The sequence below is a fragment of the Micromonospora sp. WMMD980 genome (assembly GCF_029626035.1).
In the GTDB taxonomy this organism is placed as follows: domain Bacteria; phylum Actinomycetota; class Actinomycetes; order Mycobacteriales; family Micromonosporaceae; genus Micromonospora.
This window is the reverse complement of the sequence record NZ_JARUBE010000003.1, coordinates 1,472,949-1,496,140: the sequence shown is the minus strand read 5'-3', so window position 1 is coordinate 1,496,140 and position 23,192 is coordinate 1,472,949. Positions and strand designations below refer to the sequence as shown.

General features: G+C 75.3%; 20 protein-coding genes and 2 pseudogenes. 4 read left to right on the top strand and 18 right to left on the bottom strand.

The genetic code is table 11. The annotated features are described in order from the left end of the window. Nucleotide 1: 1 nt before the first annotated feature. The 5 genes and pseudogenes from O7618_RS07265 to O7618_RS07245 form a co-directional block, all read right to left on the bottom strand. A complete protein-coding gene (locus tag O7618_RS07265) occupies nucleotides 2–982 on the bottom strand; it encodes an iron-siderophore ABC transporter substrate-binding protein (RefSeq protein ID WP_278105205.1) in 981 nt (326 codons plus the stop codon). Between the two features lie 17 nt (nucleotides 983–999). After that, entirely contained in the window at nucleotides 1,000–1,800 is an 801-nt protein-coding gene (locus O7618_RS07260) for an ABC transporter ATP-binding protein (RefSeq protein WP_278109940.1), read from the bottom strand. A gap of 179 nt (nucleotides 1,801–1,979) precedes the next feature. Continuing rightward, nucleotides 1,980–2,135, bottom strand: coding sequence for a hypothetical protein (locus O7618_RS07255; protein WP_278105204.1), 156 nt, complete (start codon nucleotides 2,133–2,135; stop codon nucleotides 1,980–1,982). Nucleotides 2,136–2,439: 304 nt separating this feature from the next. Then, nucleotides 2,440–2,586 (bottom strand): annotated as a pseudogene (locus O7618_RS07250) (GntR family transcriptional regulator); the annotation flags it as partial. 187 nt (nucleotides 2,587–2,773) lie between these two features. Further along, nucleotides 2,774–4,381 (bottom strand): cellulose binding domain-containing protein, encoded by a 1,608-nt coding sequence (locus O7618_RS07245; protein WP_278105203.1) that lies wholly within the window; start codon nucleotides 4,379–4,381, stop codon nucleotides 2,774–2,776. Nucleotides 4,382–4,781: 400 nt separating this feature from the next. Here O7618_RS07245 and O7618_RS07240 point away from each other — a divergent pair, with 400 nt between their 5' ends. Beyond that, a complete protein-coding gene (locus tag O7618_RS07240) occupies nucleotides 4,782–5,162 on the top strand; it encodes a hypothetical protein (protein WP_278105202.1) in 381 nt (126 codons plus the stop codon). Between the two features lie 288 nt (nucleotides 5,163–5,450). Here O7618_RS07240 and O7618_RS07235 read toward each other — a convergent pair. Together O7618_RS07235 and O7618_RS07230 are read right to left on the bottom strand one after the other, a co-directional pair. After that, nucleotides 5,451–6,125 (bottom strand): annotated as a pseudogene (locus tag O7618_RS07235) (ABC transporter ATP-binding protein). Then, nucleotides 6,122–7,129: an ABC transporter permease gene (locus O7618_RS07230; protein WP_278105201.1), complete on the bottom strand. Its 1,008-nt coding sequence runs from the start codon at nucleotides 7,127–7,129 to the stop codon at nucleotides 6,122–6,124. The pseudogene O7618_RS07235 and the gene O7618_RS07230 overlap by 4 nt, the downstream one beginning before the upstream one ends. Before the next feature lie 222 nt (nucleotides 7,130–7,351). Here O7618_RS07230 and O7618_RS07225 point away from each other — a divergent pair, with 222 nt between their 5' ends. After that, nucleotides 7,352–8,557, top strand: a complete 1,206-nt coding sequence (locus O7618_RS07225) for a sensor histidine kinase (RefSeq protein WP_278105200.1) — start codon at nucleotides 7,352–7,354, stop codon at nucleotides 8,555–8,557. Further along, nucleotides 8,554–9,189 carry a response regulator transcription factor gene (locus O7618_RS07220; RefSeq protein ID WP_278105199.1) on the top strand — a complete coding sequence of 212 codons (636 nt, stop codon included), beginning with the start codon at nucleotides 8,554–8,556 and terminating at the stop codon, nucleotides 9,187–9,189. The genes O7618_RS07225 and O7618_RS07220 overlap by 4 nt, the downstream gene beginning before the upstream one ends. A gap of 30 nt (nucleotides 9,190–9,219) precedes the next feature. Here O7618_RS07220 and O7618_RS07215 read toward each other — a convergent pair whose 3' ends face one another. The 6 genes from O7618_RS07215 to O7618_RS07190 all read right to left on the bottom strand — a co-directional run bounded on the left by O7618_RS07215 (nucleotide 9,220) and on the right by O7618_RS07190 (nucleotide 17,770). Beyond that, nucleotides 9,220–10,047 carry an ABC transporter permease subunit gene (locus tag O7618_RS07215; RefSeq protein WP_278105198.1) on the bottom strand — a complete coding sequence of 276 codons (828 nt, stop codon included), beginning with the start codon at nucleotides 10,045–10,047 and terminating at the stop codon, nucleotides 9,220–9,222. Next, nucleotides 10,044–10,964, bottom strand: coding sequence for an ATP-binding cassette domain-containing protein (locus O7618_RS07210; protein WP_278105197.1), 921 nt, complete (start codon nucleotides 10,962–10,964; stop codon nucleotides 10,044–10,046). The genes O7618_RS07215 and O7618_RS07210 overlap by 4 nt, the downstream gene beginning before the upstream one ends. Nucleotides 10,965–11,054: 90 nt before the next feature. Next, complete coding sequence (locus tag O7618_RS07205; RefSeq protein WP_278109939.1) at nucleotides 11,055–11,732, bottom strand: response regulator transcription factor; 678 nt, start codon at nucleotides 11,730–11,732, stop codon at nucleotides 11,055–11,057. Between the two features lie 110 nt (nucleotides 11,733–11,842). Then, complete coding sequence (locus O7618_RS07200; RefSeq protein WP_278105196.1) at nucleotides 11,843–13,024, bottom strand: sensor histidine kinase; 1,182 nt, start codon at nucleotides 13,022–13,024, stop codon at nucleotides 11,843–11,845. A 166-nt stretch (nucleotides 13,025–13,190) separates the two neighbouring features. Next, a complete protein-coding gene (locus O7618_RS07195; RefSeq protein ID WP_278105195.1) occupies nucleotides 13,191–13,529 on the bottom strand; it encodes a DUF190 domain-containing protein in 339 nt (112 codons plus the stop codon). Beyond that, nucleotides 13,526–17,770 (bottom strand): putative inorganic carbon transporter subunit DabA, encoded by a 4,245-nt coding sequence (locus O7618_RS07190; RefSeq protein ID WP_278105194.1) that lies wholly within the window; start codon nucleotides 17,768–17,770, stop codon nucleotides 13,526–13,528. Before O7618_RS07190 ends, O7618_RS07195 begins: the two co-directional genes overlap by 4 nt. Before the next feature lie 92 nt (nucleotides 17,771–17,862). On the opposite strand from O7618_RS07190, the gene O7618_RS07185 reads away from it, so the two are divergent. Beyond that, nucleotides 17,863–18,387 (top strand): carbonic anhydrase, encoded by a 525-nt coding sequence (locus O7618_RS07185; protein ID WP_278105193.1) that lies wholly within the window; start codon nucleotides 17,863–17,865, stop codon nucleotides 18,385–18,387. A 10-nt stretch (nucleotides 18,388–18,397) separates the two neighbouring features. Here O7618_RS07185 and O7618_RS07180 read toward each other — a convergent pair whose 3' ends face one another. The 5 genes from O7618_RS07180 to O7618_RS07160 all read right to left on the bottom strand — a co-directional run bounded on the left by O7618_RS07180 (nucleotide 18,398) and on the right by O7618_RS07160 (nucleotide 23,124). Continuing rightward, a complete protein-coding gene (locus O7618_RS07180; RefSeq protein WP_278105192.1) occupies nucleotides 18,398–19,243 on the bottom strand; it encodes a DUF6671 family protein in 846 nt (281 codons plus the stop codon). Nucleotides 19,244–19,289: 46 nt separating this feature from the next. Then, entirely contained in the window at nucleotides 19,290–20,456 is a 1,167-nt protein-coding gene (locus tag O7618_RS07175; RefSeq protein WP_278105191.1) for a M20/M25/M40 family metallo-hydrolase, read from the bottom strand. Next, nucleotides 20,456–21,217 carry an amino acid ABC transporter ATP-binding protein gene (locus O7618_RS07170; protein ID WP_278105190.1) on the bottom strand — a complete coding sequence of 254 codons (762 nt, stop codon included), beginning with the start codon at nucleotides 21,215–21,217 and terminating at the stop codon, nucleotides 20,456–20,458. The genes O7618_RS07175 and O7618_RS07170 overlap by 1 nt, the downstream gene beginning before the upstream one ends. Next, a complete protein-coding gene (locus tag O7618_RS07165) occupies nucleotides 21,214–22,071 on the bottom strand; it encodes an amino acid ABC transporter permease (protein WP_278105189.1) in 858 nt (285 codons plus the stop codon). Before O7618_RS07165 ends, O7618_RS07170 begins: the two co-directional genes overlap by 4 nt. 111 nt (nucleotides 22,072–22,182) lie before the next feature. After that, nucleotides 22,183–23,124: a transporter substrate-binding domain-containing protein gene (locus tag O7618_RS07160; RefSeq protein ID WP_278105188.1), complete on the bottom strand. Its 942-nt coding sequence runs from the start codon at nucleotides 23,122–23,124 to the stop codon at nucleotides 22,183–22,185. Nucleotides 23,125–23,192: the final 68 nt, after the last annotated feature.

Below are 23,192 nucleotides of genomic sequence, written 5' to 3'. Positions count from 1 at the left end.
GTCAGGCCGTGTAGACGGCGACGAGCTGGTCGACGTACTGCTTCGCGGACAGGGTGCCGCCGAACGTCCAGATGCCGTTCGGCATCTTGTGCAGCTTGTTCTGCCGCACGAACGGCAGCGACCGCCAGATCGCGTTGCCGGCGAGACCGTCGGCGAAGACGTCCTGCCCGTCCGAGGCGTTATAGAAGAAGTGCAGGTCCTGACCCTTGAGGACGGTCATCCCCTCGACGTCGGTCTGGCCCAGGCCCCACATCGCGTCGGTCTTGCCGGTCCAGGCGTTGCGCAGGCCGAGCTGGATGCCGAGCTGGGAGACGAGCGCGCCCTGGCCGAACATCCGGATCGACACCGTGCTGCCCTCCTTCCAGCCGTCGGCGACGGCGAACTGCCGGCCGGCCGCGCCGGCGTCGGCGATCTTCTTGCGCCCGTCGGCGAGCGCGGCGTCGAAGTCGGCGAGCAGCTTCTCCGCCTGCGCGCTGCGGCCGGTCGCGGTGGCGATCATGGTGAGGTCGGACCGCATCCGGCCGAGGTTGTCGGCCGCGTCGCTGCCCTTGGTGACCAGCACCGGCACGTACTTCTCCAGCTGGGTGACGATGGCCGCGCCGCGCTCGGCCTCCATCACCACCAGGTCCGGCTGGAGCGCCACGACGGCGTCGACGCTCGGCTCGCCCCGGGTCCCGACGTCCTTGACGCCCGGGTCGAGCGGCGCGGCGGTGACCCAGGTGGCGTACCCCTTGGGGTCGGCGACGCCGACCGGCATCACGCCGAGGCCGACGAGCATCTCGACCTCACCCCACTCCAGACCGACGACCTTGGTGGCCGGGCTCTTCAGGGTGATCGTCTTGCCGCGGCTGTCGGTGACGGTGACCGGGCCGGTGGCCGCCGAGGTGGAGGGGGCGGCGGCGGGCGCCTCGGTGGTGCCGCAGCCGGCGACCAGCAGTGCGGTCGCCGCGGCGACGAGCAGGGTGACTCGGGTACGCAACATCGGTTTCTCTTCTGTAGTCAGGACTTGGTGTGTTTGCCCACGGGGCGGGTGGAGAGCAGGCCGGTCACCGGGTCGACGGTCACCTCGACCCGGATGCCGTACGCCTCGGTGAGCGCCGCCTCGGTGAACACCTCACGGGGGGCGCCGGTGCCGCGCACCCGCCCCTCGTGCAGGAGCACCACCTCGTCGGCGACGGCGGCGGCCTGGTTGAGGTCGTGCAGCACCACGCCGACGGCGACGTCGGCGGTGTCGGCGAGGTCCCGCACCAGGTCGAGGATCTCCACCTGGTAGCGCAGATCGAGGAACGTGGTGGGCTCGTCCAGCAGCAGCACGGCGGTGTCCTGGGCCAGGCAGGTGGCCAGCCAGACCCGTTGGAGTTCCCCGCCGGACAGCTCGTCGACCGGCCGGGCCGCCATGGTGTCGACGCCGGTCACCGCCATTGCCCGGTCGATCGCCGCCGGCCCGTCCGGGTCGCCGGCCCGCCACCGCTGCCGGTACGGGTGCCGGCCGTAGCCGACCACGTCCCGAACGGTGACCCCGCTCGGCGTGGGGCGGCTCTGCGCCAGCAACGTGACCCGGCGGGCGAAGTCGCGGGCGGACAGCGCACGGGCCGGCGTGCCGTCGGCGAGCACGATCTCGCCGTGCTCCAGCGGGTGCAGGCGGGCCAGCCCACGCAGCAGCGTCGACTTGCCGCTGCCGTTCGGGCCGACCAGCGCGGTCACCGCCGCCGGCCGCAGCGTGATGCCGGCGTCGTGCACCACGGTGGTCCCGTGGTAGCCCAGCCGCAGCGCACTGCCCCGCAGGCCGTCAGCCCGCACCGTTCCGCTCGTCACAAAGGTTAGGCTAACCTAACCAGCGATCACGCTGTCAAGCCACCTCCGGATCTTCACTGTGGGTGACCGGGCCGAAGAAGTGTTCGCGTTTTAGCGGTATGCCTCTCGGTCATATTTATGCCTCAGAGGTATGCCGCTGAAAAGTGATGCCTTCTCCGGTCGCGTTACGCTCCGTGCGCGAGCGCCGCCCGGATACGGGCGCCGAGCGCCGCGATCCGGTCCGGCGACTGCGGCACCACGCCGTGCTCGGCCATCAACGCGTGGTACTGCTGCCGCTCGTACGGCACCCCCGGTGGCAGCGGCGCGACGTGCCAGTGCACGTACCACCTCCGCGACGGCGCGGGCGACACGGTGCACCACCGCCTGGAGATCCAGGTACTCCCCCGGCGTCAACCCGCCGACCACGTCTTCGACGTGCCGGCGCGGCGCCACCAACGTGGAGCCGACCAGTGTGGGATACCGGTTGAGGAACGCGACGTGCGCACCGTCGTCGTAGAGCGGCTCGTGGGCGAGGTCGGGGTCACCGTCGAGGTAGGCACAGACGAAGCACCGCCCGGATCGCGCCCGCCGCTCGTAGGCCACCAGATCGCGCGGCTCCCGCGCGCCGGTCATCCCCCACGCCCCTCAGGGCTGCCCTACATATGTTCCACGTTGCGGCCCGGTGTAGACCAACCCGCGGTCGCGCAATTCGGCAACGGCGCGCCGGGCGGTTCCCCGCGCCACACCGAACTCCTGCACGATGGCCGCCTCGCTCGGAATCGGCCGGTGCGGCGCGAGTTCACCGCCTCCGAGCCCGCCGACTGCCCGCCGACCCGTGACCCGCCCGTCCGTCCGCCCGTCCGTCCGTCCGTCGACCGTCGACGCCGATCTTGCGGTTGCGGCCCTTGACTCGTACCTCTTGTCGGTTTTGTGGGGGCGGCAACCGCAAGATCGGCGATGCGGTGCGGGCGGGGCGGAGCTACAGGGAGACCACGCGGCCGCCGAGGGTGACGACCAGGCGGCCGTCGGAGGTGAAGGACCAGCCGAGGGCGCCCGCGTAGGTGGCGCAGCGGGAGCCGTTGGCGCCGGACCAGAACTGGTTCGAGCCGTCCACGTTGCCGACCGTCCTGTCGTTCGACCCGCTGCCGCTGCGGCAGGACGTGTTGCTGCGGAAGACCGAGGTGCCGGCGTCGAACGAGAAGTTGCGCTCGGTGTTGTCGATGCTCAGGTTGTTGGAGATCGTCATGGTGCCGGGGTTCCGGTTGTAGGTGAAGCCGTGCTTGCCGTTGCGGTACGCGATGGTGCGCCGGACGGTGTGGTTGACCGCGATGTCCTCGCCGCCGAGCTTGAAGCCGTTGCGGTCGCCGTTGCCGGCCTGGGTGCCGTTGCTGAGCGTGCCGTTGTTGTAGGAGAGGGAGTCCTCGATGGTCACCGCGCCGATCGCGCCGGTGTCGGTCTTGGTGTAGAGGTCCCAGCCGTCGTCGATGTTGTGGTGCGACACGGCGTACCGGAAGACGTTGCCGCCGCCGACGGTGAGCTTGGCGGCGAACCCGTCGGCGTCCTCGCCGTCGGAGTCGGCGTTGTCGTGTGACTCGACGCTGACCATGAGGTTGTTCGCCGGCCACTGGTCACGCGGGGTGCTGGACGAGATGCGGGACAACTGCAGGCCGGTGTCGCGGTTGAACCGGGTCACCGTACGCTCGATGATGTTGTTGCTGCCGCCGACGAAGATGCCGTTGTCGCCGGCACGTTCCACCACGATCCCCCGGACGTGCCAGTAGGACGCGTTGAGCGCGAGGCCCCGGTTGGCCGGGTCCTCGCCCATCGCGGAGAAGTTGAGGATCGGCGTCTCGCCCGGGTAGGCGTACAGGTTCTTGCGGGCGCTCGCGGTGCCGTTGTTGCCGGCGGCGACGGTGACGGTCTGGGCCAGGCTGTAGGTGCCCCCGCGCAGGTAGACGGTGCCGCCCGCACCGACCCGGGTGATCGCCGCGGCGATCGTGGTGGGGTTCGCCTGGGTGCCGGCAGCGCCGGCGGTGCCGTTCGGCGCGGCGTACACTGCTCCGCTCGTCGGCGGCGGAGTCGTCGGCGGCGGGGTGGTGGGCGACGGCGGCGGGGTCGTCGGCCCCGGCGGCGGGGTGAGGGTCCCACCGGGGTCGGTGGGGACGGCGCCGCCGCAGAGGACGCCGTTGACCGCGAACGAGGACGGCTTGGAGTTGTTGCTGTTGTTCCAGGCGCCGTTGAAGCCGAACGAGGTGCTCGCGTTGGTGCCGAGGCTGCCGTTGTAGCTGACGTTGGCGGCCCGCACCGACGCGCCGGTCTGGGTGATGTCGGCGCCCCATGCCTGGCTGACGGTCTGGCCGTCGTTGAAGTTCCAGGCGACGGTCCAGCCGTTGAGCGGATCGCCGAGGTTGGTGAGGTTGACGTTGGCGGTGAAGCCGCCGGACCACTGCGCGGTGACCGCGTAGTCGACCCGGCAGCCGGCGGCCGCCTGGGCGGCGGTGGCCCCGACGGCGAGGCCGGCCGCGACGAGCGTCGCCGCCGCGGCCCCGGCCGTCCACAACACCGTGCGGCGCTGTCGATTGATCATGAGGGTTCTCCTGCGGGTGGTGGATCGGCGCCACACCGGTACCGGCTCCGATGCCCGGTCGGTGCCGTCGGCGGGCCTTCCTGCCCCGGACGTCCGTGCGTCGACGGACCCGTCACGCGCTCCCGCACAGAAAGCGCTTTCGCCCGGAGGTTACTGACGTACGTCGATGCGGTCAATCGGACCACCGGACGCTGAACGATCCCGCACCCGTGCCCATACCCGACCGGGAGATCGTCCGGAGCCGCGATGCCGGAGCGGGCCCGCGAGGCGATCCCTGCGTCTCACTGCGCACCGCGGAGCGGCAGCGCGGCACACCTGCCGTGCCGGCCCTGCAGGTCGACCAAAGGAGAGGTGCACGGCCAGGGGTACGCGCAACAACGCGGTCCTGAAACTCGGCGGGGTGGGCGCCCTCGCGGCGCTGCTGCTCGCCGGCGGGCTGCGACTGGCGTCCGCCGACACCAGCGGCGGCGGGGCCGCCTCGGCCGCGCAGACCGTGAACTGCCCGACCGTACGCGACAAACTGCCCGCGGTGCCGGCGACGGCGAACGCCGAGGTGGAGCGGGAACTGGCCAACCTGGACCAGGAGATCGCCCGGCAGAACGAGCGGCTGGCCCGGCTCGCGGTGAAGCCCGAGGGCGGGGCGAACTTCGTCAACAACGCCATCCTCGGGCCGCTGAAGAACAAGCGCACCGCCGTGCTCGACCGGATCGAAATCGCGTTCAACCGGGTCGGCGCACAGCGGCCGAACCTGGACGCGCTGGCCGCCTGCGGCCTCAACTGAGGTGCAGGGCGGCCGGTGCAGGGTGTCACGCAGCTCCGGGTGCCACCAGCCTGGTCTGCTCGCCGTCACGCATCGGGTGACGACGAAGGGACGACGATGGTCATCGTCGTGCTCCCCTCGGTTCGACGCCTCCATGCCTGACACGGCCTGCCACCGGCACGCGACGCTGACCCGACCCTGCCGCGCCGAGCGGCAGCAGCGCGGTGCCCGACCCGCCGACGAGGTGCTCCACGCGTCCACCGAGGCGCGGACCCGCCACCGACCGCCTGCTGCCCTCCTCCAGGCCGGTCAGGCCACGCCGTGCAGGCGACCGTCGCGCATCTCGACGATCCGGTCGGCGGCGGCGAGGTGGTCGCGGTCGTGGGTGACCAGCACCGTGGCGGTGCCCCGCTCGCGGGTGAGCCGACCGATCAGGTCGATGACCGCGGCGCCCCGATCATGGTCGAGCGCGCTCGTCGGCTCGTCGACCAGCAGGACGACCGGGTCGTTCACCAGCGCGCGGGCGATGTTGACCCGCTGGCGCTGGCCACCGGAGAGCTGGTGCGGCCGCCGCCCGGCCTAGGCGTCGAGGCCGACCGCGTCGAGCAGGTCCCGGGCGCGGTCCCGGGCCCGGGCCGGCGACCGGCCGTCGAGGGCGGCCATCACCTGGAGCTGCTCGGCGGCGGTCAGCGACGGCAGCAGGTTGGGCTGCTGGAAGACGATGCCGATCGCGCGTCGGCGCAGGGCGGCGAGCGCGCCGCGGCTCATCCCGGCGGTGGCGGCGCCGTCCACGTCGACCCGGCCGGCGTCCGGGGTGACCAGCGTGGCGGCGACCGCGAGCAGGCTGGACTTGCCGGAGCCGGACGGGCCGACCACGGCGGTCAGGTCGCCCCTGCCGACCGAGAGCGTCACGCGGTCGAGCGCGGTCAGCCGGGTCTCGCCGTCGGGGTAGGTGAGGGTGACGTCGGTCAGGTCGAGGCTCATCGGGCGCTCCCCAGCGCGGTCAGCGGATCGACGGCGGTGATGCGGCGCACGGACAGGCCGGCGCCGAGCATGCCGAGCATGATCATCACCCCGGCCGGAACGGCGACGGTGGCGGGCGTGAGCACGAACGGCACGTCCGAGCCGGAGACCAGCGCGCCGAGCCCGGCGGCCAGGGCGGTGCCGAGCGCGGTGCCGCCGACCAGCAGGACGCCGGCCTGCCCGAGCGCGTCGGTGAGCAGCGCGGCGGTGGAGGCGCCGAGCGCCTTCAGGACCGCCACGTCGCCGCTGCGCTGGATCGTCCACACCGTGAAGAAGGCACCGATGACCAGGGCCGAGATGGCGAACAGGAAGCCCCGCATGAGCTGGAGCGAGCCGTTCTCCGAGCGGTAGGAGCCGATCGCGGTCAGCGAGTCGCCGGTGCGGACGGTGCGGGTGCCGGCGGCGCGATCGGCGTCCGCCACGTCCACGCCGGCGCCGGTGCGCAGCGCGATCACGGTGGCGGTGTCCGCGTGGGCGTTGCCGGTCCGCCGCCACGAGTCGAGGCTGGTCCACACCACCGGGGTGTGGCTGTAGGAGGCGTCGCCGCGTACCGCCGCCACGGTCAACTCCCGGCCGGCCACGGTGAGGCGGTCACCGGCGCGCAGGCCGAGGTCGGTGGCGGCCGGGGTGGACAGCACGGCCGTGTCGTCGTCGAGGTCGCCGGGGGCGAGGCCGGAACCGACCCGTACGCCGAACACGCTGACGGCGGCGCTGCGGCCACCGGCGGTGACCCGGGTGGTGCCGATGCCGAGCGGCTCGGCGGCGCGGACGCCGGGAGTGTCGGCCCAGCGCTGCCACTGCGCCCGGGTGACCGTCGAGTCGGCGTATGACGGCTGCGGGCCGCCGAAGGCGACCCGGTCGGCGGGCAGCCCGGTGATCGCCGAGGTGTTCTGCCGGCCCAGCCCGGCGGTCAGGCCGGACAACAGGCCGACCAGCAGGGTGATCAACACGATGACGGTTCCCATCAGGGCGAACCGCCCCTTGGCGAACCTCAGATCTCGCCACGCGACGAACACTTGTCGACCGGTCCTTTCCACGACGCTGACGGGGCGTCTCCCACGGTCGCCCCCGGGCGGTGGGCCGGGCATCCGGCGCCGGACGGCACTTCCCGGGCGGAACGGCGGCGGCCCGGTTACACCTTTCGACAGAGGCCGGCGGACCTGCGCCTCCTCTAGGCTGGACGGGTCGTGACCACCACCGTTCCCGCCCTGACTCCCACCGCCCGCGTGCTGGCCTGGTGCCTGCACCTGCTGGTGGGCGTGCTGTTCGCCCTCGCCGGCCTGCGGGCCGTGGCGCCCGGGCAGCCGCACGCGACCCTGATCGCCGCCGTCGCGGCGGCGGGCCTGTCGGCGTACGCGGCCGGCGCGTTCCTGCCCGGCGTCCGACGCTCCCGACGGGTGGCCGGCTGGTGGCTGGCGGCGGTCGGCGCCTCGTGGCTGGCGCTGACCGCGCTCACCGTCGACGGGCTGTGGCTGGCGTTCCCGCTCTACCTGCTGCAACTGCACCTGCTGCCCCGGCGCGCCGGCCTGGTCGCCGTCACGGCGACCGCCGCGGCGGCGGTGGTCGCCTTCGCCGCCCACCGGGGCGCGGTCAGCGTGGCCGGCACGCTCGGGCCGGTGCTGGGCGCCGCGGTCGCGGTGGCCGTGGTCCGCGGCTACCAGGCGCTCCACCAGGAGAGCGAACGCCGCCGGCGGCTGATCGAGGAGCTGACCGCCACCCGCGCCGACCTGGCCCGGGCGCAGCACGAGGCCGGGGTGGCGGCGGAACGCGAGCGCCTGGCCGCCGAGATCCACGACACGCTGGCACAGGGCCTGACCAGCATCCAGTTGCTGCTGCGCGCCGCCGGCCGGGTGCTGCCGGACCGGCCGGACACCGCCGCCCGCCACGTCGAGCAGGCCCGGCAGGCCGCCGCCGACAATCTCGCCGAGGCCCGGCGCTTCGTCGCCGCGCTCACCCCGCCGGCGCTCGACGACACCACGCTCGCCGACGCGTTGGCGCGGCTCTGCGCCACCACCGGCGCGCGGCACCGCCTCACCGCCCGGTTCACGGTCACCGGGTCACCGGTACCGCTGCCCACCGCCTCCGAGGTGGCGCTGCTGCGGGTCGCCCAGGCAGCGCTGGCCAACACGGTCCGCCACGCCCGGGCCAGCACCGTCGAGGTGACGCTCGGCTACCTCACCGACCGGGTCACCCTGGAGGTGACCGACGACGGCGCCGGATTCGACCCCGAGCGGCTGCCCGGACCGGCCCCCGACGGCGGCGGCTTCGGCCTCGCGGCGATGCGTGCCCGGACCCGCGCGCTCGGCGGCCGCCTCGCCGTCGCCGCCGCGCCCGGGCACGGCGCCACCGTCTCGGCCCGGCTCCCCCGCACCCCGCCCGGCGGACACCCGTGACCGGCGCGCCGATCCGGCTGCTGCTCGCCGACGACCATCCCGTCGTCCGGGCCGGGCTGCGCGCCGTGCTGGAGACCGAGCCGGGCCTGATCGTGGTGGCGGAGGCCGCCACCGCCGAGGACGCGGTGACCCGCGCCGCCGCCGGCGACGTGGACGTGGTGCTGATGGATCTCCGCTTCGGCGCCGGCATGACCGGGGTGGCGGCCACCGCCGCGATCACCGCCCGGCCGCACGCGCCCCGGGTGCTGATCGTCACCACCTACGACACCGACGCGGACACGCTGCCGGCGATCGAGGCCGGCGCGACCGGCTACCTGCTCAAGGACGCCTCCCCGGACGAGTTGGCCGCCGCCGTGCGCACCGCCGCGGCCGGGCGTACCACGCTCGCCCCGGCCGTCGCCGGCCGGTTGATGAGCCGGCTGCGCACCCCGGACACCGCGCTGACCCGACGGGAGACGGAGGTGCTCGGCCTGGTCGCGGACGGGTTGTCCAACCAGGCCATCGGCCGGCGCCTGCACCTGACCGAGGGCACCGTCAAGTCGCACCTGTCGCGCATCTACACCAAGCTGCGCGTCGACTCCCGGACCGCGGCGGTCGCCGCCGCCACCGACCTCGGCGTCATCCGCCGCTGACCGGTCGCGCGGCCCGGCCGCCGGCCAAGATCAGGCATCCCGGCGCAACAGCCGCCACAGCGCGGCGCCGAGCAACACGAGCAGCCAGGCCCCGAGGACGGCCGCACCGGCGCCCGGGGAGAGCAGGTCGGGGTTCGTGCCGACGCTCATGACGGCCTGCCCGGCGTTCGACGGCAGATAGGGCGAGATCGGGTCCGACCAGCTCTCCGGCAGCAGCGACACCACCCCGGGCACGACCAGCAGCAGCGCGACCACGCTGGTCAACGCGCCCGCGGTGGTGCGCAGCAGCGAGCCGAGCGCCGCGCCGAGCACACCGACCACGGCCAGGTAGGCGGCCGTGCCGAGCACCGCGCGCGGCACGCCGGGGTCGCCGAGGGAGATGCCCTCGTCGCCCAGGATCGCCTGGCCCCCGAGGAAGGTGAGCAGCGCCGCCGGCCCCAGCACGGCCAGGGACGCGCCGGCCAACACGGTGACCTTCGCGGCGAGCACCGGCCAGCGGGTGGGCACCGCGGCCAGCGAGGTGCGGATCATGCCGGTGGCGTACTCGCCGGCGGTCAGCGGCACGCCGAGCGTGCCGATGAGCAGTTGGGCGAGGTTGACGCCGCCGAGGCTGGCGCCGAGCGGGTCGAGTGACGAGGGCCCGCCGGGCGGCGCCGGGGTGCCGGGCTCGATCGTGGCGTCGGCCAGGAACGCCGAGAAGCCGAGCCCGAGGGCGGCGAACACCACCACGGTGGCGGCCAGCAGGATCAGTGACGAGCGCAGCGAGCGGAACTTGATCCATTCGGCGCGGACCACGCGGGGGGCGGTGATCCGCGCGTCCGGTCCGACGGCGGTGGCGGGCGGGGTGGCGGTGGTCATCGGGCCGCTCCTTCGGTGGCGCCGGCGTACTCGACGGCGTCGCGGGTCAGGGTCATGAAGGCCTCCTCCAGGGACGCCTCGGTGGCGGTCAGCTCGTGCAGGGTGAGGCCGGCGGCGGCGGCCCGGTCACCGACCGTCTCGGCGCGCAGCCCGACCACCTCCAGCACGCCCGGCTCGCCGCCGGTGATGGTCACGTCCGGCCCGGCCAACAGGTCGCGCAGCGCGGTGGCCTGCGGTGAGCGCACCCGCACGGTGTGCCGGGAGGCGCGGCGGGTGAACTCGGCGAGCGGCACGTCGGCGATCAGCCGGCCCCGGCCGACCACGATGAGGTGCTCGGCGGTCTGCGCCGTCTCGCTCATCAGGTGCGAGGAGACGAAGACCGTGCGGCCCTCGGCGGCCAAGCCCTTGAGCAGGCCACGGATCCACCGGATGCCGTCCGGGTCGAGGCCGTTGACCGGCTCGTCGAGCATCACCACCGCCGGGTCGCCGAGCAGCGCGGCGGCGATGCCCAGGCGCTGGCCCATGCCGAGGGAGAACCCGCCGGCCCGGCGCCCGGCCACCTCCCGCAGGCCGACCAGGTCGATCACCTCGTCGACGCGGCGGCGGCCGATGCCGTGGGTCGCGGCCACGGCGAGCAGGTGGTTGCGGGCGGACCGACCGGTGTGCACGGCCCTGGCCTCCAGCAGCGCGCCGACCTGACGCAGCGGGTCTCGATGCTCGGCGTAACGGCGGCCGTCGACCCGGACGCTCCCGGACGTCGGCGCGTCCAGGCCGAGGATCATCCGCATGGTGGTGGACTTGCCGGCGCCGTTGGGACCGAGGAAGCCGGTCACCACGCCGGGTCGGACGGTGAAGGTCAGGGCGTCGACGGCAAGCCTGTCGCCGTAGCGCTTACTCAGCTCGTGGGCTTCGATCATGGGCTCAACGATGGCCCGCGTACCCTGGCCGGCGCGTCGGCCGGACGCGGACACCTGCGCGTACCGCGTCCGCGGTACGCGGGGGCCCGGTTACCGCGGCGGCGGGTCGGCCCGGACCAGTCCGCTCTGGTAGGCGATCACCACGAGCTGGGCCCGGTCCCGGGCGTCGAGCTTGGCCATCGCGCGGTTGACGTGGGTCTTGGCGGTCAGCGGGGAGACCACCAGCCGCTGGGCGATCTGCTCGTTGCTCAACCCGGCGGCGACCAGCGCGACCACCTCCCGTTCCCGCTCGGTGAGCACCCGCAGCCGCTCCGGGGTGGCGCCGGGCCGAGGCTCGGGCTGGGCCAGGAACCGGGTGATCAGCCCACGGGTGGCCTTCGGCGACAGCAACGCCTCCCCCGCCGCGACGGTGCGGATCGCGTCGAGCAGCTCCACCGGCTCCACGCCCTTGCCGAGGAAGCCGCTGGCGCCGGCGCGCAGCGCCTCGAAGACGTACTCGTCGACCTCGAACGTGGTCAGGATCAGCACCTTGACGCCCGCCAGGTCCTCGTCGGCGGTGATCTCCCGGGTGGCGGCCAGGCCGTCCAGGTCGGGCATCCGGATGTCCATCAGCACCACGTCGGCGCGGGTGGCGCGGGCCCGCTCGACCGCCTCCCGCCCGGTGGCGGCCTCGCCCACCACGAGCAGATCCGGCGCCGAGTCGATGAGCGCGCGGAAACCGGCCCGGATGAGGGTCTGGTCGTCGGCGAGCAGCACCCGGACGCTCATGCCGAGCCGACCGGGCATGCCCTCACGGCCCTCGCTCCGCTCGGTGCGTTCGCTCATGCCGAGCCGACCGGGCATGCCCTCACGGCCCTCGCTCCGCTCGGTGCGTTCGCTCATGCCGCCTCCAGCGGGATCGGGGCCGGCAGTTCCGCGCGGACCAGGAAGCCGCCCCCGGGCCCGCGGCCGGTGCGCAACGCGCCCCCGACCGCCTCGGCGCGCTCCCGCATGCCGAGCAGGCCGAGGCCGGTGCCGGGCTCGGCGGGGCCGCTGGGGCCGGGCCCGTCGTCCCGGACCTCCACCACCACGCCGGTGGCGGTGTAGGCCACGCCGACGAGGACGGTCGCGCCGGGCGCGTGCCGGTGGGCGTTGGTCAGCGACTCCTGGATGATCCGGTACGCCGCCACGTCGACCGCGCTCGGCAGCGGTCGGGGGCGCCCGGTCAGGGTCCAGCGCACCGGTTGGCCGGCGGCGAAGCCGTCGACGAGGGCGTCGAGGCGGCCCAGACCGGGTGCCGGCTCGGTCGGCGCGTCCGGCTCGCCCCGGCGCAGCAGGCCGAGCAGCGTGGTCAGCTCGTCGAGCACGGTGCGGGCGGCGGACCGGACGTGCCCGAGGGCCTCCTCGGCGGCGGCCGGCCGCTCCCGCAGCAGGTGGCCGGCCACCCCGGCCTGCACGTTGATCAACGCGATGTGGTGGGCCACCACGTCGTGCAGCTCCCGCGCGATCCGCAGGCGCTCCTCCGCGACCCGGCGGCGGGCCTCCTCCTCGCGGGTCCGCTCGGCCCGGCGCGCCCGTTCCTCCAGCACCGCCACGTACGCCCGCCGGCTGCGGACCGCGTCGCCGGCCGCCACCGCGACGCCGAACCAGAGCAGCAGCACCACCACCGCCGGATCCCACCAGCCCACGCCGAGCGCGACGACCGCGCACCCGCCGAGCAGCAGGCCGCTCACCGCGCCGGCCGCCACCGCGGTACGCCGGTCCGTGCGGGCCGCCACCGTGTAGGCGGCCAGCGCCACGGTCAACACGAACGGGCCGCGCGCCTGCTGCACGAGCAGGGCGGTCGCCGCCGTGACGGTCACCAGGGCGAGGACCGGCAGCGGGAACCGTCGCCGGAGCGCCAGCGCGGCGGAGCCGACCAGCGCGAGCAGCACCGCGCCGACGGTCAGCGGATCGCGGGGCGGCCCGCCCGGCGGGTTCACCGGCAGCAGGCTGACCACGAAGAGCAGGGCGGCCAGCAGGGCGTCCACCGCGATCGGGTGCTCCCGGGCCGCCCGACGCCACCGCGCGAGGCGTCCCATGCGGTCACCGTACGGCACCGGTCGGGCGGTGGGGCCGACGGCGCACGACCGGGCGGCCGGGCCGGGCGCGCGGTCGCCCGGCACGTCGCCGGACGGGCTCCGCCGGCCCGGGGCCGGCCGGTCGGGACCATGCGGGCGCACGGCCCCGACCACCCCGCGTCGTCGGCTAGTCCGAGGCGCCCTCGCCGAAGTACCCGGGCCGGCTGACCCAGGCGTCGCTGACGAACATCACGCCGGGCCGCTGGGCCAGGATGTCGCGCAGGCCGGTGACGACCGGCTCGGCCCGGTCGTGCGGGAGCACGGCGATGACCATGACGAGCCCGGCCCGGTCGTTGAAGAGCAGCCGGCCCTCGTGGGTGCCGTGGTGACCGAAGCCGGAGACGCCGCTGAGGCTGGTCCAGCCGCTCACCCCGGAGGCGTGCAGCAGGGTGCGGACGGCGTCGGCGTCGTCGGCGCGGGTGACGACCTCCACCTTGACCATGCGGGTCAGTCCCAGGTCGTTCATGCGGTGTACTCCTTCTCGGCGGCGGGCGCCGGGCGGCGCGCGGGCAACTCGGTGACGGTGTCGGTGCTCAGGTGCGGGGCGGGCAGGGGTAGCCAGGAGCCGCCCGGCGCGGGCTCGGTCCACTCGCCGGTGCGGGGGTCGACCACGGTCAGGGACAGCCAGCCGCCGTCGACGAGCTGACGCAGGCCGGGGTTGCGGCCCAGCACGGCGTCGACGAGCTGGTGCGGGGCCTGGATCACCGCGAGCAGCCGCAGCGGGTCGTGCGCCGGCCGGATGCCGTCGCCGACCGACTGGAGCGGCAGGCCGAGGCGCAGGTCGCCGCCGGATCCGGAGAGCACGCCGAGCGCGTCGCCGAGGACCGTGTGGACCGTCTTGGTGCCCGCCCCGAGCCGTTGCGGATCCACCGTGGAGAAGTAGTACTGGAGGTTGATCCAGGCGGCGACGACCAGCGGGCCGGTCAGCACGGTCTCCAGCGCCGTGGCGTCCCGGTCGCCGGCGTGGTCGTAGGAGTGCAGGAACGTCCGGCAGCCCAGGTCGACGCCGGCGGTCAGCGCGCGGGGCGCGGCGACGAACGCGGCGTTGCCGGCCAGCGCCCACTCCGGCCGGACCTGGGCCCAGTCGCCGGCCCGGCGGGGCAGGCGTCGCGGGCGCGGCCGGCCGGGCAGTCGCGCGGCCCGTTCCGCGCGCAGCCGCGCGCCCGCCTCGGCGAGCCGGCCGGACAGCTTCTCAACCTCCGGTCGCCGCCCGGCGGGGACGGCTTCCAGGTCGAACAGGCGGACCTCGTCGGTGACGGTGTCGTGCTCGCCGGCCAACACGTGCGTGCCGTCGGGCAGGTGGATGCCGCGGTCGGCCAGGGCGGCGCGCACCTCGGGGCGGTTGAGCAACCCGGCGACGAGGCGCGCGCTCACCCCGCCCCGGTTGCCGCCGCAGGCGCCGCAGTCGAGGGCGGCGGCGTACGGGTTGTTGGCGCTGGTCGCGCCGTGCCCGCAGAGCAGCACCAGCGGCGCGAAGCCGGCGGTGAGACCGATCGTGCGCAGGGTCGCCTCGGCGTAGTAGACCTGTTCGTCGAGCGTCATCGCGGCGGCGAGGTCGGCGGCGGCCGGGGCGGTGTGGTCGGCGGCCGGCGCGAACCGGCCCGGCGCGACGGCACGCAGGAGCAGGGCGGCGGTGGCGAGCACGCCGGCCACCTCGACGAAGGCGAACGCGCCCACCGGGTGGGCCTTGGCGGCGGCGTGGGCGCGGCGCCAGGCCTGCCCGGACCGCCGGCGCCGCGCCGCGTCGGCGGCCTGCTCCGAGGCCGGTGACTCCTCCACCGTGGCCACCGGTCGCATGAGGACCGGGCACCGGTCCCGGCCCCGCCGGGCGCCCGCGGTCACGGTCCGCACCGGCAGGCCGAAGAAGCCGGCGAAGCCGTACGTGTCGACCGGTCCGGTCGCCTCCAGGTGGCGGCGCAGGCCCTCGCTGCGCACGTCGATGCAGAACACCGCCTGGGCGTGCGCCGGGGGCGCGGTGGTCGTCCGGTCCACGTCCCGCTCCAGCCGGCGCCGCAGCCGGCGCCGGTAGGCGTGCTCCGCGGCGGCGAGCCACACCTCCGACTGCCGCGACGGCGTCAGGTGCAGCGCCACGTCGCGCAGCGCCGCCACGGTGTCCCCCGGCAGGCAGGCCAGCGTGGTGACGTCGACGTCGAGCGCGGCGGCCAGCCGGGCGAGGACCTCGGGCGCGATCCCGGCCGGTGCCGGCAGGGAGGTGGGCGTCGCGGCAGCGACCGTGTCGCGCACCGGCGGCAGTTCGAGGTGACGCCGGGCGGCGGCGCCGGCCAGCGCGTACTCGTAGGTGAGTCGCACGGCGAGCAGGTCCAGCGGGCTCACCGCCGGCACCGTTCCGGGGTGGGTCTGCGCCCAGCGGGCGTGCCCCGCCCAGCCGGGCAGCCGGAGCAGCGACCGGGACAGGTAGGCGGACCAGGCGGCGGGGGGCACCTCGATCGCGCGCAGGAGCGCCGCGACGGCCTGCTCGGGTGCCGGGGGCAGCGCGTCGACCAGGGCGGCGAGGCCGGTGACGCCCCACCGGGCCACTGCCGGGTCGGCGCCGGACGTCCGCCGCCAGCGCGCCCAGCAGCCCTCGTCCTCCGGGCCGGGGACCGGCCAGAGCGCCGCCGGGCGTCCGCTGTGCGCGGCGCACCAGCCGGCCACCAGGTCGTCGACGTCCGCGGCGATGCGGGTGCCGAGCGCCCGGTCCAGCGTCTCGGCGAGGGTGAGCGGTTCGGTCTCGGGCGCGGTGCGGGGCCGGGGTCGCGCGGGCAGCTCGGCGAGCCGCCGCCGCGCGACCGCGACCAGATCGGCCGGCGGCGCCGGTCCGTCGTGCACCGGATGGCACAGCGCGGCCAGGTGGAGGTCGGTGGCGTCGACCCGCCGGTTGCCGAGCACGAGCGGCCCGGCGGCGCGCGGCGCGGGAAGCACGGCGGCGAGGTCGGCCCGGCTGATCCCACCGTCGGCCAGCCGCTGCCGGTATTCGGCGGCCGGCAGGTGGGTGCGCGCGCCGGCGAGGTCCCGCAGTTCGGCGGTGGCCCGCGCGAAGGGCACGCTCTCCCGGCCGGCGAGCGGGTTGACCGCGACGAAGGCGTCCAGCGGCGCGACCGCGCCGACGTGGTCGATGGCGGCGGCGGCCGCGGCGACGACCCGGGCCCCGTCGGAGCGGTCGAGCAGGTCGGCCCGGGGTGGGGTGAGCGCGGCGGGGATCGGCGCGCCGGCCCGGTTCGCCCACCGTCGCGGACGTACCCCGCCGTCGTGCCAGGCCCACCACCACAGCGTGGCGTTCCCTCGGCGTCGCAGGACCGCCCCGGCGACGCCCACCGCGACGAGCACGCCCACCAGGACGCCGACGCCGAGCAGGCTCGTTCCGGTCGGCAGCGCGAGCCAGCGGGTGGTGGCCCGTCCGGCGACGAGGTATCCGCTCGCCAGCGCCGCCACGGCGAGGGTGAGGGCGAATGCGGCGCGGGTCGGCAGCGCCCGGTCGGCGAGGGCGGAGCGGACGGCGGCGAGCGCGGCGGCGGCGACCAGCACGGCGCCGAGGGCGCCGCTCGCGGTGGGGCCGAGCAACAGCTCGGTGGCCAGCACGGCGGCGACCACGACGGTCGCGGCCAGGGCGCGGGACCGGGCGGACGGCGGGCCGGCCGGCCGCGGCGCGGCCGCGGCGCGGGTCTGCGCCTGGAGCGTGCCGCCGGCGGAGAGGAACGCGTACGCCTTGTAGACGGCGTGCCCGACCAGGTGCACGGCGGCCAGCCCGAACGCGCCGAGCCCGCACTGGGCGAGCATGAACCCCATCTGCGCGATCGTGGACCGGGCCAGCATGCCCTTGACGTCGGTGCGGACCGCGGCGAACAGCAGGCCCGAGACGGCGGTGACGAGGCCGACGAGTACCGTCGCCGGCATCATCCCGGGCGCGGCCGTCACCACCGGCGCCAGTGTGATCATGAGGAATCCGGCCACGTTGACCATCCCGGCGTGCAGGAAGGCCGACACCGGGGTGGGCGCGTCCAGGGTGGACGGCAGCCAGCGGTGCGCCGGCACCTGCGCGGAGCGCACCACGGCGGCCACCAGCAGCAGCGCGCCGGCGACGGCGAGCAGCCAGCCCGGCCGGTCGCCGGCCGTGGCGCGCACCGCCGCCAGGTCGGCGTCGCCGTCCGGGGTGACCAGCAGCGCGAAGCCGCCGACCAGGGCGGCGTCGCCGACCAGGAACAGCCGGCGGGTACGGCGTGCCGCGACCCGCACCCGGGGCTGGTCCCGGTAGTGACCGATGAGGCCGACCAGCAGGTGCCCGGCCGCGATCCAGCCGACGGCCAGTTGCACCAGGCTGGGGGCGGTCGCCATCACCAGCGTGGCGACGGTGGCCGCCGCCACCCGAGCCTGGAGCGCGCGGGCGCCGGGCTCGCCGTCGAGGTAGCGGCGGGCGTAGCCGGCGACCACCGCGGCCAGCCCGCAGACGAGCAGCACGAAGAGCGCGGTGAACCGGTCGACGCGGACGCCGACGGAGAACGCCGGCCCGATCGTGTCGACGCGGGCCAGCACGGCCGGCACGGCCGGGCCGGTCGCCACCCGGACGAGCAGCGCGGCGGCCGCCACCGCGCCGAGCCCGAGCAACGCGCCCGCCACCCGGGCCGCCCGGCGTGGGTCGGGCACCGTCAACGCGCCGATCGTCGCCGACGCGGGCCCGGCCAGGACTACTGAGACCAGTGCGACGTCCATCGCCACCTCCTTCAGACATGCGCACTCTATTACACGATTTCTAATTCGTGTATCGTGAGACGCACGACAGTGGCTCGTCACGAGGAGCAGCGATGGACATGTCCGTCAGCCCGAGCTTCGCCCTCGCCCGGCTGCGCGCCGGCCATCACCGCTTCCGGGTCGGCGCCGCGCCGGCGCCGACCGGCCCGGTCGGCGCGCCGGTGGCCGCGATCCTGTCCTGCGCCGATCCGCAGCCGGAGGCGTCGATCGTGTTCGGCGGCGTCGACGTGTTCGCGGTCCGGGCCGCCGGCCTGCGCGTCGGCCCCGCGGTGCTGGGCAGCCTGGAGTACGCGGTCGGCCACCTCGGCGTGCCGCTGGTGGTGGTGCTCGGCCACACCGCCTGCTCGCTTCCGCACGGCAGCGGGCCCGAGCGGATCCGCGCCACCGTCGACGCGCTGCGCCGCCACTCCCCGCTGCTCGATCAGACGGCGCGGTCGGGCCGCTGCGTCCTGCACGGCATGCTCTGGCACGACGCCGGCCGGACCCTCGGCGAGATCCGCCCCGTCGTCGCCGTGCCGGCGGCGCGGCGCACCGGTCGACGGCGACCGCCGAACCGGGCGGAGGTCCGGACGACCTGACCGGCGACGGTCAGGGATTGCACCGCGGGCAGGAGCCGGGATCCGCGAGGTCGGCCACCGGCCGGCGGAGGCGGTACGGACATCTGGCGCACCCGTGGATCAGCACCACGTCGTGCGGGGTGGGTGTGCCGCAATCCCGGCAGGGCAGGCCGCCCTCCGATCCCAGCCGGCCGAACCCGGGCGCGGCGCAGGCCGGGCAGGCGGTGGCGAGCCGGCGGACCAACCGCTGCCCGGCCGCGGCGATCACCCGCATCCGCGTCGGGTTGAGGTGCGCCCGCAGGTCGGCGGCGAGCACGGCCCGGCCGTCGGCGCTACCGGCGCACGCCCGTCCCAGGGCGGCGAGCACGTCGGCCAGCCGGCGCAGGCCCTTCTCCGGCCGGCCGGGGCCCGCGACCGGCCGGACGACGACGGCGTGGTGCGGGAACCCGACCCGTCGCAGGAAAGCGAGCACGGCCGGCCGGTCCCGGCCGTCGGTGGTGAGGTGCGCGTGGTTGGTCTCGGCGCTGACCGCGCTCTCCACCACCGTCAGGCCCGACCGGTCGTCGACCAGGGCGACGTACTCCACGTCGGCGGGCATCCAGGGAGCCACCGGGTGCGGGCCGAACGCCCCCTCGCTGCCCAGGCCGACCGGCGAGCCGGTGACGGCCATCCCGAGCCGGGCCTTGCGCACCACGGTCTCGCGCGCCGACCCGACCCGGGCCACCTCGCCGGTGAACGTGCCGAGCGCGTCGGTGTCCACCTGCGCCACCCGCAGGCCCATGCCGAGGTGGCGGCGAAGCAGCGCGCGCAACGCCCACTGCTTCCCGTGCATGGTCGCCAGGAAGGCGACCACGCCACGGAACGGTGAGCCGTCCACGACGCCGATCGTAGCGGGCACGGCGGGCCCCGGTCCCCGATCCGCGCTACGGGTCCCGCCGGCCGACCGCGTCGATCAGGCCGGCCAGCAGCGCCACCCGGGGGACCACCGAGTCGAGGTCCAGCCACTCCCCCGGGCTGTGGTCGGCGCCGCCGACCGGGCCGAGCCCGTCGAGCACCGTCGCGCCGGCCTCGGCCAGCAGGTTGGCGTCGGCGCAGCCGCCGGTCGCGGTGTGCGAGACCGGTACGCCGAGACCGGCGCCCACCTTCGCGGCCAGCTCGGCCAGCCGGCGTCCGGCCGGATCCGGCTCCCAGGGCGGGGTGGGCGCCTGCACGGCCAGCTCGGCGTGCACCCCGGACACGGTCGGCGCGGCGACCAGCCGGCGGATCTCGGCGAGCGCGGCCTCGTACTCGCCGGCGCGCCAGGCGCGCAGGTCGACGAGCATCCGGGCCCGGTCGGCGACCACGTTGGGCCGGCCGCCCGCCTCCAGCGCGCCGACGTTCACCGTCACCCCGGGCCAGCGCCCGTTGAGCTGGTCCAGGGCCACGGTCAGCCGGGCGGCGGCGAGCAGCGCGTTGGCGCCGCGTTCCGGCTCGATGCCGGCGTGCGCGGCCCGGCCGCGCAGCGTCACCGCGAGGTCCGCCACGCCCTTGCGGGCCGAGACCAGGTCGCCGTTGTCGCGGGCGCACTCCAGGCAGAGCGCCACGTCGGCCTCCGAGCCGAGGGTACGCAGCAGCGCGCGGCTGCCCACCGAGCCGATCTCCTCGTCCGGCGTGCAGACCAGCACCAGCTCGCCGTACCGGTGCCGGTCGGTCGCGGCGAGCACCTCGACGGCGGCCAGTCCGGCGAGCACGCCGCCCTTGTCGTCGCTGACCCCCGGCCCGTACGCCCGACCCTCGTGCACCCGGAACGGGCGGGCGGCGGCCGTGCCCGGCGGGAACACGGTGTCCAGGTGACCGGCGAGCAGGATCCGGCGGGCGCCGGCGCCCCGGCGGCGGGCGATCAGCACGTCCCCGAGCGGCCGACCGCCCGGGTCGGCGACCGGCGCCCGCTCGACGGACAGCCCGGCGCCGAGGCACCAGCCCTGCACCAGATCGGCGGCCTCGCGCAGCCCGTCGACATGGCCGGAGCCGGAGTCGACGGCGACCAGCCGGGCGAGCCGGTCGTGGTAGGCGGTCAGCCGGTCCCCGGCGGCCCGCAGCAGCGGATCCATCAGAGCACCTTGTCGAGGAAGGCGCGGGTGCGCTCGTGGCGGGGCCGGCCGAGCACCTCGTCGGGCGGGCCGGCCTCGACCACCACCCCGTCGTCGAGGAACGCGACCTGGTCGGCGACCTCGCGGGCGAAGCCCATCTCGTGGGTCACCACCACCATGGTCATGCCGTCGGCGGCCAGGCCCTTCATCACGTCCAGCACCTCGCCGACGAGTTCCGGGTCGAGCGCGGAGGTGGGCTCGTCGAAGAGCATCAGCTTCGGGCGCATGGCGAGCGCCCGGGCGATGGCGACGCGTTGCTGCTGCCCGCCGGAGAGCTGGCTCGGGTAGTTGTGCGCGCGTTCGGCCAGCCCGACCCGGTCGAGCAGCCGTAGCGCCTCCTCCCGGGCCCGCTCGCGCGGAGTGCGCAGCACCCGCACCGGGGCCTCGGTCACGTTGCCGAGCGCGGTGAGGTGCGGGAAGAGGTTGAAGCGCTGGAACACCATGCCGATGTCGCGGCGGCGCACGGCCACCTCGCGGGCCTTCAGCTCGTGCAGCCTGTCGCCCTGGCGGCGGTAGCCGACCAGCTCGCCGTCGACCGAGAGCTGCCCGCCGTCGATCCGTTCCAGATGGTTGACGCAGCGCAGGAACGTGGACTTGCCGGAGCCGGAGGGGCCGAGCAGGCAGGCCACCTCGCCGGCGGCCACGGTCAGGTCGATGCCCTTGAGCACCTCGACCGAGCCGAACCGCTTGGTCACCTTCTCGGCGTGGACCATCGCCGTCATCGCACGCCTCCCCGGGCGAAGCCGCGGCCGAACCGGCGCTCCACCAGCCACTGGCCTGCGGAGAGGAGGCTGACCAGGGCGAGATACCAGATCGCCGCCACCAGCAGCAGCGGGATCACCTTGTAGTTGTTCTGGTAGACGCTCTGCACGGCGGTCATCAGGTCCCGGCCGGCGATGATCGACACCAGCGCGGTGGACTTGAGCATGGTGATGGTCTCGTTGCCCATCGGCGGGATGATCACGCGCATGGCCTGCGGCAGCACCACCCGGCGCAGGGTCAGCGTGGGGCCCATGCCGAGCGCGGCGGCGGCCTCCGTCTGTCCCTGGTCGACGGCGAGGATGCCGCCCCGGATCACCTCGGCGGCGTACGCCATCTCGTTGAGCGAGAGCGCGAGCACCGCGGCGACCGTGCCGGTGACCACCACGCTGGTGGGGCGGTCGAACAGGACGGTGCCGGTGAACGGCACGGTGAGCGTGAGCCGGGGGAAGAGCGCGCCGAGGAACCCGAAGAAGATGATCTGCACCAGCAGCGGGGTGCCGCGGAAGACCCAGATGAACGTCCAGGAGACGCCGCGCAGCACCGGGTTGTCGGAGAGCCGCAGCACGGCGAGCAGGATGCCGCCGGCGGTGCCGAGCACCATGGCGAGCACTGTGAGCCAGAGCGTGGTGACCACGCCGTCGAGCACGTAGTCCTGGAACAGGTAGTGGGCGACGGTGCCGGGTTCGAGGTTGGGGCTGCTCAGCAGCGCCCGCAGGAACAGCGCGGCCAGCCCGGCCACGACCAGCGCGGTCAGCCAGCGGCCGTAGTGGCGGACGGGGACGACCCGTACCGCCGGGGGTTCGGTGGTGGTCATCGTGGGGTGCCTCCGACGAGGGTGCGGCGGTCGCCGGGCGCCTCCGGGCCCGCCCTCACGGAATCAGAGGGCGCCCGGCGACCGCGGATCAGGGGGCGGTGGTCCGCCGGGTCAGTCGATGGCCTGGTCGATGGTGGCCTTCTCGACCGCGATCGGGGTCTGCTTCCAGCGGGTGAGGATCTTGCCGTAGGTGCCGTCGTCGATCAGGGACTGCACGGCCGCCCGGTAGGCCTCGGCGAGCTCCTTGTCGGCCTTGAGGAACCCGAAGCCGTTCGGGCTGGCCAGCCAGCCGTTGGGCGAGGACGGGTCGTCGACCAGCTCGGCCTTGCCGGCGAGCGAGCCGGCGGTGTCCACCAGGTTGACCCGGGTGGCGGCGACGACCTGCACGTTGCCGGCGATCAGCGCCTGCACCGCCTGCGGGTTCTCCGGGTACTCCTTGACCTCCAGCGGCCGGCCGGCGCAGCTCTGGGTGGCGTACGTCGCCAGGTTCTTCGCCTGGTTGCTGGCCTTCTGCACGGCGACCGTGCGGCCGCAGAGGTCGGCGACGGTCTTCACGCCGAGCGGGTTGCCGGCGGCGACCAGGAACCCGGTGCCGGAGGCGGAGTAGTCGACGAACGTGGCGACCTGCTGGCGTTCCTTCTTGTCGGTGATACCGCCGGCGATGGCGTCGTACTTGGCGGCCTGGAGGCCGGGCACCAGGCCGTCGAACGGCTGCTGGGTGAAGGTGGCCTTGAGGCCGAGGCGGGCCGAGGCGGCCTGGAACAGGTCGTGGTCGAGGCCGACGAACTGGTCCGTGCGGCCCTCCACCTTGAAGTCGATGAACGGCTGGTAGGGGGCGTTGGTGGCGACCGTGACGGTGCCACGGCCGCGCACGTCGGACGGGACCTTGCCGGCGAGCGTCGGGTCGGTCTCGACCGCGCCGACGCCGTCGATGGTGACCGAGACGGCCTTGACCTCGTCGGTGGAGCCATCGGCCGAGGAGGTGCCGCAGGCCGCGGTGACGGCGAGCAACGCCGTGGTGGTGGCGAGCAGGGCGAGGGAACGGATGCGCATGGGGAGTCCTTCCGGGGGCCGGATCAGCCAGCCCCCGGACTGTAACTCACGTTACGATCTCGGTGGGG